This window comes from Paenibacillus sp. JT22N15, from assembly GCF_059383755.1.
In genome coordinates, this window is the sequence record NZ_JBXENV010000013.1 from 120,911 (window position 1) to 136,185 (window position 15,275).

At 50.2% G+C, this 15,275-nt stretch carries 14 protein-coding genes; 12 read left to right on the forward strand and 2 right to left on the reverse strand.

Features of this window, described 5'->3' with window-relative positions:
* Positions 1-15 precede the first annotated feature (15 nt).
* Genes AC50X8_RS24010 through AC50X8_RS24035 form a run of 6 tightly spaced genes read left to right on the forward strand, consistent with a single transcriptional unit; the run spans position 16 to position 6,375 of the window.
* Positions 16-933: an ABC transporter permease gene (locus AC50X8_RS24010; RefSeq protein WP_099520528.1), complete on the forward strand. Its 918-nt coding sequence runs from the start codon at positions 16-18 to the stop codon at positions 931-933.
* A 17-nt stretch (positions 934-950) separates the two neighbouring features.
* Positions 951-1,874 carry an ABC transporter permease gene (locus tag AC50X8_RS24015; RefSeq protein ID WP_494881931.1) on the forward strand — a complete coding sequence of 308 codons (924 nt, stop codon included), beginning with the start codon at positions 951-953 and terminating at the stop codon, positions 1,872-1,874.
* Positions 1,875-1,895: 21 nt separating this feature from the next.
* Complete coding sequence (locus tag AC50X8_RS24020; RefSeq protein WP_056035532.1) at positions 1,896-2,870, forward strand: ABC transporter ATP-binding protein; 975 nt, start codon at positions 1,896-1,898, stop codon at positions 2,868-2,870.
* A complete protein-coding gene (locus AC50X8_RS24025; RefSeq protein WP_056035535.1) occupies positions 2,870-3,859 on the forward strand; it encodes an ABC transporter ATP-binding protein in 990 nt (329 codons plus the stop codon). Before AC50X8_RS24020 ends, AC50X8_RS24025 begins: the two co-directional genes overlap by 1 nt.
* Before the next feature lie 31 nt (positions 3,860-3,890).
* A complete protein-coding gene (locus AC50X8_RS24030) occupies positions 3,891-5,927 on the forward strand; it encodes a S9 family peptidase (RefSeq protein WP_494881933.1) in 2,037 nt (678 codons plus the stop codon).
* The gene (locus AC50X8_RS24035) at positions 5,917-6,375 is read left to right on the forward strand and encodes a hypothetical protein (protein ID WP_494860622.1); all 459 of its coding nucleotides are present in this window, start codon (positions 5,917-5,919) and stop codon (positions 6,373-6,375) included. Before AC50X8_RS24030 ends, AC50X8_RS24035 begins: the two co-directional genes overlap by 11 nt.
* Positions 6,376-6,429: 54 nt before the next feature.
* Here the strand turns inward: AC50X8_RS24035 and AC50X8_RS24040 are convergent, their stop codons facing one another.
* Both AC50X8_RS24040 and AC50X8_RS24045 read right to left on the reverse strand, forming a co-directional pair.
* Positions 6,430-7,287: an alpha/beta hydrolase gene (locus AC50X8_RS24040; protein ID WP_235533160.1), complete on the reverse strand. Its 858-nt coding sequence runs from the start codon at positions 7,285-7,287 to the stop codon at positions 6,430-6,432.
* A gap of 106 nt (positions 7,288-7,393) precedes the next feature.
* Complete coding sequence (locus AC50X8_RS24045) at positions 7,394-9,235, reverse strand: extracellular solute-binding protein (protein ID WP_494881935.1); 1,842 nt, start codon at positions 9,233-9,235, stop codon at positions 7,394-7,396.
* A 192-nt stretch (positions 9,236-9,427) separates the two neighbouring features.
* Between AC50X8_RS24045 and AC50X8_RS24050 the strand changes: the two genes are divergently transcribed.
* The 6 genes from AC50X8_RS24050 to AC50X8_RS24075 all read left to right on the forward strand — a co-directional run bounded on the left by AC50X8_RS24050 (position 9,428) and on the right by AC50X8_RS24075 (position 14,994).
* Entirely contained in the window at positions 9,428-9,958 is a 531-nt protein-coding gene (locus AC50X8_RS24050) for a hypothetical protein (RefSeq protein ID WP_494881941.1), read from the forward strand.
* Between the two features lie 69 nt (positions 9,959-10,027).
* Positions 10,028-10,783 carry a phosphoribosylformimino-5-aminoimidazole carboxamide ribotide isomerase gene (gene hisA, locus AC50X8_RS24055; RefSeq protein ID WP_494881944.1) on the forward strand — a complete coding sequence of 252 codons (756 nt, stop codon included), beginning with the start codon at positions 10,028-10,030 and terminating at the stop codon, positions 10,781-10,783.
* Between the two features lie 30 nt (positions 10,784-10,813).
* On the forward strand, positions 10,814-11,092 hold the full coding sequence (locus AC50X8_RS24060) for a DUF2277 domain-containing protein (RefSeq protein WP_056035556.1): 279 nt from the start codon (positions 10,814-10,816) through the stop codon (positions 11,090-11,092).
* Between the two features lie 185 nt (positions 11,093-11,277).
* The gene (locus AC50X8_RS24065) at positions 11,278-11,478 is read left to right on the forward strand and encodes a hypothetical protein (RefSeq protein WP_056035559.1); all 201 of its coding nucleotides are present in this window, start codon (positions 11,278-11,280) and stop codon (positions 11,476-11,478) included.
* A 110-nt stretch (positions 11,479-11,588) separates the two neighbouring features.
* The gene (locus tag AC50X8_RS24070) at positions 11,589-12,821 is read left to right on the forward strand and encodes an aminopeptidase (RefSeq protein ID WP_056035566.1); all 1,233 of its coding nucleotides are present in this window, start codon (positions 11,589-11,591) and stop codon (positions 12,819-12,821) included.
* Positions 12,822-13,269: 448 nt separating this feature from the next.
* Positions 13,270-14,994, forward strand: a complete 1,725-nt coding sequence (locus tag AC50X8_RS24075) for a proline--tRNA ligase (protein WP_494881946.1) — start codon at positions 13,270-13,272, stop codon at positions 14,992-14,994.
* Positions 14,995-15,275: the final 281 nt, after the last annotated feature.

Consider the following 15,275-nt stretch of genomic DNA (forward strand, 5'->3'; position numbering starts at 1 on the left):
GAGAGGGGCCGTTCAGTGGGCAAATACTTGATCAAATCTTTGCTGCAAATGGTGCCGGTTCTATTTCTCATATCCGCCATCGTTTTTGTGCTTGTGCATGTGACGGGTGACCCGGTCAATCTGATGCTGCCGGAAACGGCAACAGCGGAGGATCGGGCCGTTCTGTCTGAGGCGCTGGGTCTGGACCGGCCTCTATATGTTCAATTCGGCCTATTTCTCTTTAATGCAATCCAGGGAGATTTCGGACATTCCTTCCATTACGGACAATCAGCTTTGCCGCTTGTGCTGGAAAGGCTGCCTGCAAGTTTCCAGCTTGCTGGAGCGGGAATGCTGATTGCCACGCTGATTGCAATTCCACTGGGCATTATTTCGGCGCTGAAGCGCAACACTTATTTGGATCTATTCATTTCAGGCTTGTCTGCGCTTGGCAAAGGGATGCCGAATTTCTGGACGGGCATTATGCTGATTTTATTATTTTCGGTCATATTAGGCATTTTCCCCGTTTCCGGCAAGGGCGGGCCGGAGCATCTTGTCCTTCCGGCCATAACGCTTGGAGCCGGCATTGCGGCGCAAATGACGAGGCTCATTCGAGCAAGCATGCTGGAGATTTTGAATCAGGAGTATATTCGTACGGCAAGAAGCAAGGGGCTGCTGGAGACGATCGTTATTTTCAAGCATGCGCTGCGCAATGGACTTATTCCCGTCGTTACAATCATGGGCCTGCAATTTACAAGCCTGATCGGCGGGACGCTCGTAACCGAGACTGTGTTCTCATGGCCGGGGCTTGGACAACTGCTCGTGTCGGCCGTCAATACGCATGATATGTCGATTGTACAGGCAGCCGTATTCGTCATTGCCATCATCGTATTGGTTGTGAATTTATTAACGGATATTGTATACCGGTATCTGGACCCACGCATTAAATACAGTTAAAGCCAGAGGTGAGGCAGATGTCGTTATTATCCAAATCGCAAGCGGATGACTTGCTGGGCAAGCGGTCCGAGGAAACGGAAAGCCGGTGGCGGCAAGGCATAAAGTCGCTTTTGAAAAGCAAGACCGGTACGCTCGGTATTCTGATTGTACTCGCCGTGTGCATCATTGCTATTGGCGCGCCATTGTTTGCCACCCATGAGCCAGCGAAGATCAGCCCGGCGCAGCGGCTGCTTCCGCCGATGTGGCTGGAGGGCGGCACGCATGAGCATTTTCTGGGGACGGATAATTTGGGCAGAGATATTTGGAGCCGAATTGTTTATGGCTCGCAAGTATCTTTAATCGTCGGCATTGGAGCCGTTATGCTGTCAGGTGCAATCGGAGCGCTTCTGGGCTTGCTTGCAGGCTTTTATGGCAAATGGGTAAATGCCATTATTATGAGGGTCGCCGATGCCTTTATCGCTATTCCAGCGATTTTGTTTATGCTCGTTGTACTGGCCGTACTTGGACCGGGACTTGGAACGCTAATCTTCGTTATTGGCGTAACCAACTGGGTCTCCTATGCGCGGGTTGTCCGCGGGGAAGTGCTCAGCGTGAAGGAACGGGATTTTGTAAAAGCTGCGAGAGCGCTAGGCGCACGGAATGGGCGGATTATTTTCACCCATATTTTGCCGAATGTATTGTCATCCTTCATCATTATTTCCACGATGAGCGTGGCTACAACGATTATTATGGAAGCGTCACTTAGCTTTCTAGGGCTTGGCATTAAGCCGCCTGCCGTTTCCTGGGGCGGGATGCTGAGCGATGGTCGCCAATATTTGGCTACTAGCTGGTGGGTTGCTACTTTTCCGGGGCTTGCCATTACGATTACGGTTCTAGGCGTTATCTTTTTCGGAGATTGGCTTCGCGATATGCTGGACCCTCGCATGAAATCGAAGGAATAAGAAGGGAAATGAGGGAGCAATATGCCGACACCTTTGCTGGAAGTTAAACATTTGCAAACGAGTTTTAAAACGGACAAGGGCGTTATCCCTTCAGTGAACGGCGTTTCCTTCTCCGTCGAAGCGGGGGAAACGCTAGCTATAGTAGGGGAATCAGGCTGTGGAAAAAGCGTTACGTCGCTTTCCATTATGGGTCTTATCGCATCTCCAGGTACTATAACGGGCGGGGAAATTACATTCCAAGGGCGCGATCTGGTAAAGCTCTCTCGCAAGGAGCTGCGAAAGCTGCGCGGCAACGAAATGTCGATGATTTTTCAAGAGCCGATGACATCGCTTAATCCTGTATTTACAATTGGCAATCAGCTGGCGGAAGTATTCCGCGTCCACCAAGGCACAAGCAAAGCGGAGGCCAAGCAGAAAAGTATAGATATGCTGCAGCGTGTAGGCATAGCTAATGCTTCCAAGCTGGTTCGCCAATTTCCCCATCAGCTATCGGGAGGGATGCGGCAGCGGGTTATGATTGCGATGGCGCTCGCCTGTGAGCCGAAGCTGCTTATTGCTGATGAGCCGACAACGGCGCTGGATGTGACGATTCAGGCGCAAATTTTAGATTTAATTTCAAAGCTCAGCAAGGAACAGCAGACGGGCGTTATTTTAATTACGCATGATTTAGGCATTGTTGCGGAAATGGCGGATCGGGTCGTCGTTATGTATGCAGGGGAGGTTGTCGAAGAGGCATCGGTCATTGATTTGTTTGCTGCTCCGAAGCATCCCTATACAGTCGGTCTGCTCGGTTCTTTGCCGAGAATGGATGAGCAGAGGGAGCAGCTAGCGTCAATACCCGGCATGGTACCTAATTTGCTGGACATGCCCAGCGGTTGTCCCTTCCACCCTCGCTGCTCCTATGCAGGCAGCGAATGCATGGTAATAAAACCGGAGCTTGAGCGAGTTGGCAATGGTCATTATGCGAGATGCCTGAAAAGCGAGGAGGTGTCATGATGAACCAGAGTGGCTTTAATGCGGCGCCCCTGCTGGAAGTGAAAGATTTGCGAAAGCATTACCCCTTGAAGCGGGGCTTGTTTGCCCGAGGCAATGAGTATGTCCGAGCAGTAGATGGCCTCAATTTCACGATTAATCAAGGGGAAACACTGGGCATCGTCGGGGAGTCCGGCTGCGGCAAATCAACAACGGGCGAGATGGTAGCGCAGCTGCTTGAGCCGTCGTCTGGCGAGATTTGGTTTGAGGGCAGGCGTCTTACGGGAATGAATGAGCAGGACATCCGACAGGTAAGGCGAGAGCTGCAAATTGTTTTCCAAGATCCATACGCCTCGCTGAATCCAAGAATGACCGTTAAAGATATCGTTGGTGAGCCGCTCAAAATTCATGGTCTGGCGAAAGGGCGCGAGCTGCAAAGCGAGGTAGTCCAGCTGCTGGAGACTGTGGGCCTTGGTGCCCATCAGTTGGACCGTTATCCCCATGAGTTCAGCGGCGGACAGCGCCAGCGAATCGGTATTGCAAGAGCGCTCGCGCTTAAGCCGAAGCTGATCGTCTGCGATGAGCCCGTATCGGCGCTGGATGTATCGATTCAAGCGCAAATTTTAAATTTGCTAAAATCGCTGCAGCAGCAGTTTTCACTCACTTATATTTTCATCGCCCACGGCTTGCCTTCCGTGAAGCATATTAGTGATCGCATTGCGGTCATGTATTTAGGGAGAATTGTTGAGCTTGCTGACCGTGACGACTTGTTTGCACGGCCAAAGCATCCGTACACGCAGGCTTTGCTGTCGGCCGTTCCTGTGCCTGATCCGACGATCCGCAAGGAGCGGATTGTGTTGTCTGGCGAACTTCCGAGCGCTGTTAATCCGCCGACTGGCTGTGCCTTTCATCCTCGCTGCCCTTATGTGCAGCCTATATGTAAAATTGAAGCGCCTGCCTTGGAGCCTTCCGGCTCCAGACATATGGCGGCCTGCCATTTTCCGCTTAACTAGACTAAAGCTAAGATCAAGAGGAGGCGCTTATATGCCTGAGCCTAAACGCTTAATCGAGCCTGAGGATTTATACCATTACAGCTGGATCAGCGATCCGTCCATTCATCCGGTGACATCTTCAGTCGCTTATGTGTACAAAGAAATCGATCAAGATAAAAATGATTATAAGACGCATATCCGCGTCGTAACGATAGATGGCCAAGAGGATGCTTCATTAACGGATGGTTCCAAGGATTTCGCACCGAGCTGGTCGCCGGATGGGCTGAAGCTGGGCTTTCTGCGGGTGAACGAAAACGGCAAGCAGCTGTGGCTGGCAGATGTGAGCGCAGGTACTGCTGCCCAGCTTACTTCGGCAAAGCATGGCGTTGCTGCTTTCGTCTGGTCGCCAGATGGGAGCGCAATCGCCTATACGAGCCGAATAAGCGAGGAAGAGGCGCAGGGAAAGCTCACAAAGGAAGAAATCGTCAAGCAGGAAAGCCGCCGCGGCCGAAGCTACGAGCGGACGATTCCGAAAGCGGAAGGATCAGGCTGGTGGGATGGCAGATACAGCCAGCTGTTTCGGGTTGAGGTAACAAGCGGAGAAGTGACGCAGCTTACGTCAGGCAGGTTTAATGTATCACAGCCCGTGTGGACGGAGGATGGGAGCAAGCTTGCTTTTTTAAGCAAAAAAATAGATGATCCCGAGCTTGACCCGGATTTAATCGCCTATCAGGATTTGTTTACAGTCAGGGCAGTTGGCGGAGAGCTTTGCCGGATTACGGATCGTTCACTGAGCATCAGCCAGTTCAGCTATTCGCCGGACGGCAGCATGATTGCGTTAATTGCCGAAGACCGCAAGTATGGCAGTGGCACTCAAAGCAACATTTATACAGTGCCAAGTAGCGGTGGAGCTCCTGTCGCATGGCAGGAGACGGATGTTCAGGTCGGAAATTATATTTTGAACGACATGCGCACAGCTGCGGTTATGCCCGGCCCGTTGTTTGCTAAGGATGGAACGAGTGTATTCGCATTAGGTACGCATCATGGACAAGCCCAGCTATATCGGTTCAGAGAAGCTGGAGCACCAGAGCCGGTCTCATCGGGGGAACGCGACATTTACCAGCTAGAGGAAACCATAGATGGCCGTTACTTTATTATGCTGTCTATGGATGCCCATGGATCAGGCGAGCTTTATCGTTTGGATCGACTGAGCGGAGAGGAGCTGCGGTTGACGTCATGGAATAAGGCGGCAATGGAGGAGCTGGACATCAGCATTCCTGAGACGTTCTGGTTCGATTCCACGGATGGCGACCGTATCCAAGGCTGGATGATGCGCCCGCCAGCACTCCCTCAAGGCGGAAAGGCGCCGCTGGTGCTCGTCATTCATGGCGGCCCGCATGCGATGTATGCGCCAACCTATAGCCATGAACTTCAAACACTAGCTTCCGCAGGATATGCGGTTCTTTATGTAAATCCGCGCGGAAGCTTCGGTTATGGCCAGCGCTTCGCGCAGAGCTGCCGAGGAGATTTCGGTGGCGGAGACTACCGCAATTTAATGGACGCCGTCGATGCGGCGCTTGAACGCTTTGATTTTATCGACCCTGAGCGCTTGGGTGTTATGGGAGGAAGCTATGGAGGGCTAATGACCAACTGGATCATTTCCCAAAATAACCGTTTCCAAGCGGCTGTGTCACAGCGCTGCATCTCAAATTGGCTTTCCTTCTACGGGACAAGCGATATTGGCATTTCCTACACAGAAGGCATCGTAGGTGGGAACCCATGGGAGCAGCAGGGCTTGCTGTTGGAAAAATCGCCACTGACCTATGTGAGCCAAGTGAAGGCTCCGGTGCTTATTATGCATGGTGAGCAGGATTTTCGCTGTCCAGTCGGCCAATCTGACGAGTGGTACACCGCACTTAAGCGGTTAGGCAAGCAAACGAAGCTCATTCGCTATCCAGGCTCTAATCACGCCTTCCTTAAAAGCGGCAAGCCCTCTTATCGCGTGGAGGCACTCCGTGAAGTAAACGCTTGGCTTTGCAAGCATCTTGCCGCAACTGCTCAAACAGGGGGCGCGCCAGATGAAGCATAAAATACAATTGCCGCTGCCGATTGCGTTGCTCATTGAAAACTGCCGGACTAGCGGCGAATCGGATGCGCATATTGCGGCTTGTATACGAAGCAAGGATTTCTCCTCCATTATCGATCGAACGGCAGAGCCTTCAATGGCATTCGTAGAGCGGGTCCAGCTTGCAGAGGAGCTGCATATTGATTTGGAGGAAGCTTTCCGCAGCGGCTATGAATTCGGTTTTTTGCATTTAAATGGTTTGAAGAAGCTGCTTCGTTTCCGCTTCGGCCTTCAAGCGGAGCGGGATTACAGAAGCGTGGACGATGGAGTGCGGGGTTTTGTACTGGATGAGCACGCAGCAAATGAGCTGCAAGCTCTTATCCATCGGCAGTGGCAGATCGTTCAGTATAGGGAAGCTGATGATAGCGGGAGACGCTTGTTCTCCATTCATTTAAAGCAGGAAAATTATTAATAAAGTATGGAGGGAAGGGCAGCCGGATGGCTGCCTTTTTTTCTTTGGTACAGGTTAGTCTCTTCCCGCCTCATATAGCTTTTGCGCCAGCATGCGCGGCTCGGTTTTTGCGGTAGAAAAATGATCGCCATGCCCATAAATTAGTCGGAATAAGCCCAGTCTGCTCGACATGTGAGGATGCCAGCCATACATTTGATTATATTGCGGCATAACGTTGTCTACCGTGAAGTACAGATAGCTTCTGGGGGTAGTCAGGCTGTAAAATTTTTTGAGATCCAGCTTTTCATAAAATGGGCCAGCGGGCTCCGGTGTAATTTGGCTGTACACATGTTTGGCAAAACCGAGGCCTGCAAGATTGACGAAGGTTTCTCGAAAAAAGGGAAATGGCAGCATAATTGTATTATCCTTGGAGCTTTCTCTCAGCTGTTGAAAAAAGACTTGGGCAGCCGGCTGAAACTCGTCCGCGACCATTTCCCCGTCATTCAGCACGAAGGCATTGAAAAATACGAGCCGTTTCAGGCGGTCCGGAACAAGCTCTGCCACTTTTTGAACTAAAGAGCCGCCAAAGCTATGTCCCACTAGGACAATTTGCTGCAAATGATGGGCGATAATGAAATCTGCAATCGAGCGCGATAACATCCCGTGGGTCACGGCTTTGTTCGGATCCTTGCCGTGTCCGGGATACTCTGGCGTATACACGGTATGGCCCATTTTGCGCAGCTCAGCAGCTGATTCGTCCCAAAAACTGGCATCCGCCCAAGAGCCGTGAATAAGCACAAAGGTAAGCGGCTGCTGTGGTTCGGCTGTTTGTACTTTCATATGCATCGCGGCATGATGAGGCTGGGCTTGCCAGCCATTCATCGGATACGTGCGATAAGGATCGCGATTATAGCTTGCATAAGTAGCATTCATCTTCATATTCCTCTCAGACTAAGATGCTCCACTATATGCCCAGACGTGTAAATAGGTTAATGCTCGGCAAGACTAGCTGCCTGTGAAAATGCGACTAGCCAGCCGCTCACTTGGCTGGGACTGCAAGATGGGTATGGATATCGGCGATCATTAGCTTATATTCTTCGCTCGCGACAAGAGTGGCGATATAACGCTCCCATTCCTCAATCGTTGCTGCCCCCATAATCACTTTAATTTTAAACATCACCAGCTTATTGTTTAGATCGGCATATTTGCCTTGGCTCCAGAAGCTGTTAAGCTGAGGCAGCGTCGTGTCGGCATAAGAGGTTTTACGCCACTCGGCAACGGCAGCTTCATAAGTGCTCCTTACATTGGCAGGCAACGCTGCTACACTTTGATTGCCTTTCAGCATATCGGTTTGTCCGAACAAATGATTGATGGCAGAATAGTCCGCGGCACCAAGCTCGGCAATCGCTCCCCATTCGTTTTTCTCCGTCATTTCATAGCCGCGATTCAGCCAGTTCAGCATCAGCCCAGGTTCGGTTCTCGTCATGGCGCTAATGATATACATCCCATTTCCCTCCAGCTTCCATGGGGCAATCGATGGGCTTGCTGAAGTAGCCTGAATGCCGGAAAGCGGCACCCACACCGCTTGTCCAGCAGAAAGCTGGGCTGCTTCGGTGACGCTCATGGCAGCAAGGCCAGTGAGATTTTCACTCAAGCGGTCTTGCGTCTGTTCCCCAGTTCTAACGGCGAATTCTTTGTCCACCAGCCCATCGCGGTAAGCGTGAGCGAGCCATTTCAGCGCCTGTGCTTGTTCAGGCGCAGCGGCATGATCAATCAGCTTGCCGTCTTTCATGGAGAAACGGTCAGGGCTTCCTGTAAAAGCTTGCTCGACCCAAGTTAGCGTACCTAGTCCGGCGGCAAAGGTATAGCCCGATAATCCGATTGTATCCTGTTTGCCATTGCCATCCGGATCGTTAAACGTAAATTGCTTTAATACCTCATATAGTTCATCCATCGTTTTGGGCTGGGCTAAATTCAGCTTATCCAGCCAATCCTGCCTAATGGCTGGGAAGGGCGCGTCATGCTGATCGCCAGGGCGGGCAATGCCATAAAGCTTGCCATTAATGACTCGGCCGCCCAAGGCGTTATTGCCCGCAAGCGCCTTTAAGCGCGGATAAGCATCCAACTGCTTCGTCAAATCAACCGCAAGGCTCTCCAGCAGCTCATCGTTGTACTGGTACGGATCTTCAAGCAGCATGATAGAAGCGGGATCACCCGCAGCGAACAGGACGGTTGTTTTTTCCTTATAAAATTCCGGATCAGCCAATTGCAGCCGCACATCGACATTCATATTTTCCTGCATATATTTAAGCAGCGGCATAGGTGAGGCTACCGTGCCGTCATTTGGCTTTGTCATCACGCTAAATTGCGGGAGAGCATGCGGATCGCTCACAAATGCCGTTCGATGGAAGGCGTCCCAGGTGACGCTGAGGCCAGATGCTTCTGCAACGAGCCTCAGCGGCAGCCAAATCATTTTTTTGTCCAAATAAGGGGCTGTTTTCAAATGGTTTATCCGTTTGCCACCGATCTCCATTTCCTTGCGATCCGCCCAAAATACGAGCCCCAGCTTGCTCGGATGTTCGGCGGTTAACCGCTTCTCACCAGCATGCCAGGTGAGCTTGTAGCCGTATCCTTCCAGAACGGCTTTTCCGGGAACCATTATTGTTCCTTCTATCATTCGCGGAGGAAGAGGAAGGCTGACAGTCGTATTTTGAAAAGAGACGGAAACTTGCGAGCGCGCCGTATTATTTTCAGAAGCGGTATCGTCTGTCCATGGGCTGGACATGCTGGCAGAAACGTCGGACACAGCGGTGAATGCGGTTACAGTGGCGACTAACGTCAGGCCAGCAAGCTTGGTTACGTGCAAGAAACGTCGTTTCATAAGTTATCCTCACTTTCAGTTTAAATAATTCCAATAATTACTAGACGTAATTTAGGCCAAAAGGTTACCGTTTTATTCAAATAATTGGCCATAAAAGCGGAATAATTCGGATTAGTCGGTTGGAATCCCGTCCAATAAAATTTATAATGGAAGGGACAAGGCAAGCGCCTCTATACATGTAGGAGGAAATGAATGATGGAAAGAGCGAAGGAGTTGTTCCTTCTGCATTTCGGCAGCTTTATGAGCATGCGCCAGGCAGGCGTTTATGAAGCGTACAAGCAGTTCGAGATTGATAGGGAAGTAGAAATCGAGTGGTATAACGAATGTATAGACAGCTGCACGAATCAATTGTCAATTCGAGACTGGGATGCGGCTGCATCGCTGCTGGCCATTGTGAAGGTACACAATAATGAGCGAATCATAAAAAATGTGGTCGCCTTCGTTACGAAGCAATTAATGAGTGCGGACAGCATCGTCAAGCTGATGTACGCCGAGCATATCATTGAAATGATTAAGGCGATGCGCCAAACGATTTCCGATTCCGTCCGCTTTGAGGCTTATGAAGCAGTGCTTCATTTGCTAGAGGATATTATGAAAAAGCCGCTGGTCGTTGATCCGGGGCATGAGCTGTCCCTTTTTCAGCTGAGAGACAAGAGGTCGCTTAACAATCGCGCGCAAATCAACATCGATACGATCAAAAACGATGGTTACTGGAAGGAATAACAGCTTTAAGGCATGTGCAATGAAAAATAATACGAATTTATAATTCGTCTCAACTTTGGGGGAATCACATTGAAATTCAGACCTTGTATAGATATGCATGATGGAAAAGTGAAGCAAATTGTGGGCGAGACGCTCAGTACGGACAAGCATGCGGTCGTGGAAAATTTCGTTTCCAGCCATCATTCCGTTTATTATGCCGAAATGTTCAAGAAGGACGAGCTCGTTGGTGGGCATGTCATTATGCTGGGGGGCGGCAACGAAGAGGAAGCGGTTCGCGCCCTTCAGGCGTATCCGGGCGGCTTGCAAATTGGCGGAGGCATTAATGCAGGCAATGCCCAGCACTACCTTGCTCAAGGCGCATCGCATGTCATTGTGACCTCTTACATTTTCAGCAATGGACAGCTTAATAAAGACAACCTGGAGACGATCGTCGCTGAAGTTGGCAAAGACAAATTAGTTATTGATTTGAGCTGCAAAGAGCGTGACGGCAAGTGGTATGTGGTGACGAACCAATGGACGCAGTTCAGTAATTTTGAAGTGAATGAAGCTAATATTCGCATGCTGGAGCAATTTTGCGATGAGTTTCTCATTCATGCTGTTGATGTGGAAGGCAAGCAGAGCGGCATCCAGCAAAGCTTGGTGAAGGCGTTGGCGCAATGGGTGACAATCCCTTGTACTTATGCGGGCGGCGCTCGTTCGCTGGCTGACCTAGAGCTGTTCGAGAGCCTCTCTGGCGGCAAGCTGGATATTACAATCGGCAGCGCATTAGATATATATGGCGGTGCCTTGCCTTACGAGCAGGTTGTTGCTTATTGCCAGAGCTAGTATGCAATCAATGACAGGAGGAGAATGAAAATGTGCCGAAACATTAAGCCTTTGTTTAACTTTGACCCTCCAGCAACAGAATATGAAATTATGGCAGCCTCGCTGCAATTTGTCCGCAAAATATCCGGCTATAACGCACCCTCGAAAGCGAATGAAGAAGCCTTCCGCATCGCTGTTGCAGAAGTGGCGGCTGCGGCAGAGAAGCTGATGAGTTCGCTTGTGACGAATGCCGAGCCGCGCAATCGTGAAATCGAGATGGAGCGCGCCCGCGCCAAATCGGCCAAACGTTTTGGTACAAGCAACGAATAAAAGCATAAATCAGCAGGAGATTGAGGGATGAGACTTGTACCTCGATCTCTTTTTTTAAAATATAGAGAAAGGATATGATGTTCCCATCTTTTCTCTATATTTCTACGCGAAACGGTGGCTTTGCCGCCAGAGGACGGCGACAGCCGTTTACGCTTGTGATAAGGGAAGGGGCTGGGGGTTCGCGTATGAAGTGGAAGGTTGTCGCTAATGGGAACAGTTATTTAGTTTGCCGTAAAACGTGGCACTCGCCTTTATGGATGGGGATTGTCAAGAAAGACATTCGCAGCATCACGATTAATAATCGCTCCTTTTCAGTTGAGGTATTTGCCGACTGTTCGACGTCCCAGCTTGCGCATAAGCTTCTAATGCTTGCGGAACGGCCGTAGGCTGGCCGCATTTGAGATCATCCGTAAAGATGATTATAATGAAAGTAAGTTCGCGATTGTTTTACAAATGTGCTTTACACAATTATCCAAATGAAAAGGGGAATTTACATATGTATCCTACACAGCAGCAATTAGAAAATTATGCGGCACTGGCCGTTAGAACGGGCGTCAATGTCCAACAAGGACAGACGGTTGTCCTGATGACGCCAATAAGCGCAGCTCCGCTGGCTCGGCTGATTGCCATGAAGGCTTATGAAGCAGGAGCGAAGCATGTACAAGTGGAGTATAACGATGAGGAGCTAGCTCGCATTAAGTATAAGCTGGCGCCAGAAGAGGCTTTTGGCGAATACCCAATGTGGCGCGCCAAGGCGTGGGAAGGGTATGTGGAGCAAGGGGCGGCGTTTATTACTATTTATTCGCCGAATCCTGATCTGCTCACGGGAGTGGATGCCAATCGGGTGGCGACAGCAACGAAAGCCGCATCGACTGCGCTCAGCGGCTATCGCGGTGCACTGATGAATCATTCGAACGCATGGACGCTTATTTCTTACGCGACACCAGAGTGGGCAGCTAAAGTGTTCCCGGATGTATCGCCGGAGGAGGCGGTGCAGAAGCTGTGGGAAAGAATTATTGAGGCGACACGCATTGGCCTGGAAAACCCGATTCAGGCTTGGAGCGAGCATAATGCCAAGCTGCTGCAAGTGGTGGAGCTGCTTAATGGCAAGCGTTATCGTCAGCTGCGCTATCAGGCGCCGGGTACGGACTTAACGATAGATTTGCCGGAAGGCCACATCTGGCTAGGCGGAGCCAAGGCAAATGCCAAAGGCGTGCTGTTCAATCCGAATATGCCTACTGAGGAAGTATTTACGATGCCGCATAAGGATGGCGTGAATGGCACGGTTCGCAGCACAAAACCGCTCAATTACAACGGCCAGGTTATTGACGGCTTTTCCTTGACGTTCAAGGATGGCAAGGTGACGGAATATTCGGCTGAGAAGGGCTATGAGGCGTTATCGCATTTGGTCGGAACGGATGAAGGGGCGGCGAAGCTCGGTGAAGTGGCGCTTGTGCCACATAACTCGCCCATTTCCAATTCTAATGTTATTTTCTTTAATACCCTCTATGATGAAAATGCTTCCTGCCATTTGGCGCTGGGGCAGGCTTATCCGGTTAATCTTAGCGGCGGCACGACCATGTCACCGGAAGAATTGCTTGCACATGGAGCGAATCGCAGCTTGGTGCATGAAGATTTTATGATCGGTTCAGCTGAGATGAACATTGACGGCATCACGCAGGATGGATCGGCAGAGCCTATTTTCCGGGGTGGCAACTGGGCAATTTAAATGTCTAAAGCAAAAGGAGCGGTCCTGGTGAGGGCCAGAGGGCCACTCCTTTTTTCTTAAACGCTTGTCTTAATAAAGTTTTTTTAAAAAAAGCCAACCTCTTGACTCGTTTAATCATTTCAGTTATTGTAATGTAAATTATAAAGCTTTTATCATAAACATCATGCAATAGCGTTGACCAAGAAAGAAGCGCTCCAGCTTCGCTGTCCAGAGAAGAAACCCACCGGCTGCAAGGTTTCTCGCTGCGAACGAGCCTTCTCCTGCCTTGCGAGCTGTGACGGGAATTCAACCGTTGCCGGTACATGCCGTTATCATGTTTGAGGATCGCCAGGCTTGCTGTTGGCTTTGTGGTCAAACTAGGGTGGTATCACGACACATTCGTCCCTGACGATGTGTCTTTTTTGTTTTTTCATACTAAATGATGGTCGAAAAAAGGGGAGTGCGGCTCATGCGCCAAAGTCAATTATTGCTTCATACTTTACGAGATTCACCTGCGGACGCCGAGGTGATGAGCCATCAGCTGATGCTGCGCGCCGGATACATTCGCCAGCTTGCTGCGGGAATTTATACATATTTGCCGCTTGGAAGGCGCGTGCTGCGCAAAGTAGAGACGATTGTGCGGGAGGAAATGGACAGGGAAGAAGCTCAGGAGCTGCTTATGCCTGCGATGCAGCCGGCTGATTTATGGCAGAAATCCGGGCGCTACACCGCCTACGGCCCAGAGCTGACTCGATTGAAGGACCGCCACGAGCGTGAATTTGTATTAGGACCAACACATGAGGAGGTTATTACTTCCTTAGTAAGCAACGAAATCAGCTCTTACCGGAGGCTGCCCGTCACCTTGTATCAAATTCAGACGAAGTTCCGGGATGAGCGGCGTCCGCGATTCGGCCTGCTGCGCAGCCGGGAATTTCTAATGAAGGATGCTTATTCCTTTGATACCGATTGGGAGGGACTGGACGCTTCCTATTGGAAAATGTACCGTGCTTATGAACGAATTTTCAATCGTTGCGGCGTTAATTTCCGTGCAGTAGAGGCGGATGCTGGAGCCATCGGAGGAGAAGGCGGCACGCATGAGTTTATGGCGCTTGCGGATATTGGCGAAGATACGATTGCGGTGTGCGACAGCTGCGCTTATGCTGCCAATTTAGAAAAGGCGGAGTCGGCGGCCGCGTCGTTTGAGGCGAAGCAAGAAGCCGAGACTATGAATAGCGAGCAGCCAGTGGAAAAATTTCACACCCCTAATATGAAGACGATTGATGAATTGGTTCAAGAGCTGAACGTTAAAGCAGCTGAAATCATCAAGACCCTAATTTGTCTCGTCGATGACCGCTTAGTTGCCGTTCTCATTCGAGGCGATCATGAAATGAACGATATTAAAGTGAAAAATGCGCTTGACGCCGAAAACGCAGCTATTGCCGATGCCGATACCATTCAGCGGCTGACAGGAGCGCCTGTAGGTTTTATTGGCCCGATCGGTCTCGATCTTCCATTGCTCATTGATGATGCGGTTATGAAAATGACGGCTGCCATCGCCGGGGCGAATGAACGGGACTACCACCATCGTCACATCGTTCCTGCGCGGGATTTCGCTCCCCAGCATATTGGCGACTTCCGGAGCGCGGCCGAAGGAGACGGCTGTCCGCGCTGTGACGAAGGGAAGCTGCAATTTTTCCGCGGCATTGAAGTGGGGCATGTGTTCAAGCTGGGCACCAAATACAGCGAAAAGCTTGGCGCTGTTTTTCTCGATCAAGCAGGCAAAAGCATGCCGATGATTATGGGCTGCTACGGGATTGGCGTATCGCGCATGTTATCCGCTGCGATAGAACAGCATCATGATGCGGCAGGAATAGTATGGCCGCTGGCACTTGCTCCGTACCACGTACATCTGATTCCGATATCCGTGAAGGATGAAACGCATATGAAGGTAGCCCAGCAGCTTTACAATGAGCTGCAAAGCAGCGGGGTGGAAGTATTGCTTGATGACCGGGAAGAGCGGCCAGGCATAAAATTCAAGGATTCGGATCTGATCGGCATTCCACTGCGAGTGGTTATTGGCAAAGACGCGGAGCAGGGGAAAGTCGAATTTGTTCAGCGCAAGGACAATCAGAAAGAGCTCATTACGATCGAAGAGGCCGGCGAACGCATTCGCCAAATGGTATCGGAGAAATAGTAAGATAAGACTTTCAACGGCTGTAACTAACTTGTGCAGCTGAATGTATGTTTATTAAAAATATAAGCTGCGTCATTAAAGGGCATTCTCGCAAATGAGAATGCTCTTTTTTACGCTGTCTAAAACTAAGTGATGCGAAAAAATACGTTCAAACCATTTCCTTTTATAAAAAGTGTTTTAAAATGCAACTAATTAGTCGAATTTTCTGAGTTTATTAAAATAAATGTTGCTAAAAAGGTCATATTGATTTACACTCACTAATGTAAACGCTTCGCATTATA

What these genes read in the sequence shown, in the direction of transcription:
- AC50X8_RS24015 (WP_494881931.1), top strand. Translation starts at nt 951, where the DNA reads ATGTCGTTATTATCCAAATCGCAAGCGGATGACTTGCTGGGCAAGCGG.
- AC50X8_RS24020 (WP_056035532.1), top strand. Translation starts at nt 1,896, where the DNA reads ATGCCGACACCTTTGCTGGAAGTTAAACATTTGCAAACGAGTTTTAAA.
- AC50X8_RS24025 (WP_056035535.1), top strand. Translation starts at nt 2,870, where the DNA reads ATGAACCAGAGTGGCTTTAATGCGGCGCCCCTGCTGGAAGTGAAAGAT.
- AC50X8_RS24030 (WP_494881933.1), top strand. Translation starts at nt 3,891, where the DNA reads ATGCCTGAGCCTAAACGCTTAATCGAGCCTGAGGATTTATACCATTAC.
- AC50X8_RS24035 (WP_494860622.1), top strand. Translation starts at nt 5,917, where the DNA reads ATGAAGCATAAAATACAATTGCCGCTGCCGATTGCGTTGCTCATTGAA.
- AC50X8_RS24040 (WP_235533160.1), bottom strand. Translation starts at nt 7,287, where the DNA reads ATGAATGCTACTTATGCAAGCTATAATCGCGATCCTTATCGCACGTAT.
- AC50X8_RS24045 (WP_494881935.1), bottom strand. Translation starts at nt 9,235, where the DNA reads ATGAAACGACGTTTCTTGCACGTAACCAAGCTTGCTGGCCTGACGTTA.
- AC50X8_RS24050 (WP_494881941.1), top strand. Translation starts at nt 9,428, where the DNA reads ATGATGGAAAGAGCGAAGGAGTTGTTCCTTCTGCATTTCGGCAGCTTT.
- AC50X8_RS24060 (WP_056035556.1), top strand. Translation starts at nt 10,814, where the DNA reads ATGTGCCGAAACATTAAGCCTTTGTTTAACTTTGACCCTCCAGCAACA.
- AC50X8_RS24065 (WP_056035559.1), top strand. Translation starts at nt 11,278, where the DNA reads ATGAAGTGGAAGGTTGTCGCTAATGGGAACAGTTATTTAGTTTGCCGT.
- AC50X8_RS24070 (WP_056035566.1), top strand. Translation starts at nt 11,589, where the DNA reads ATGTATCCTACACAGCAGCAATTAGAAAATTATGCGGCACTGGCCGTT.
- AC50X8_RS24075 (WP_494881946.1), top strand. Translation starts at nt 13,270, where the DNA reads ATGCGCCAAAGTCAATTATTGCTTCATACTTTACGAGATTCACCTGCG.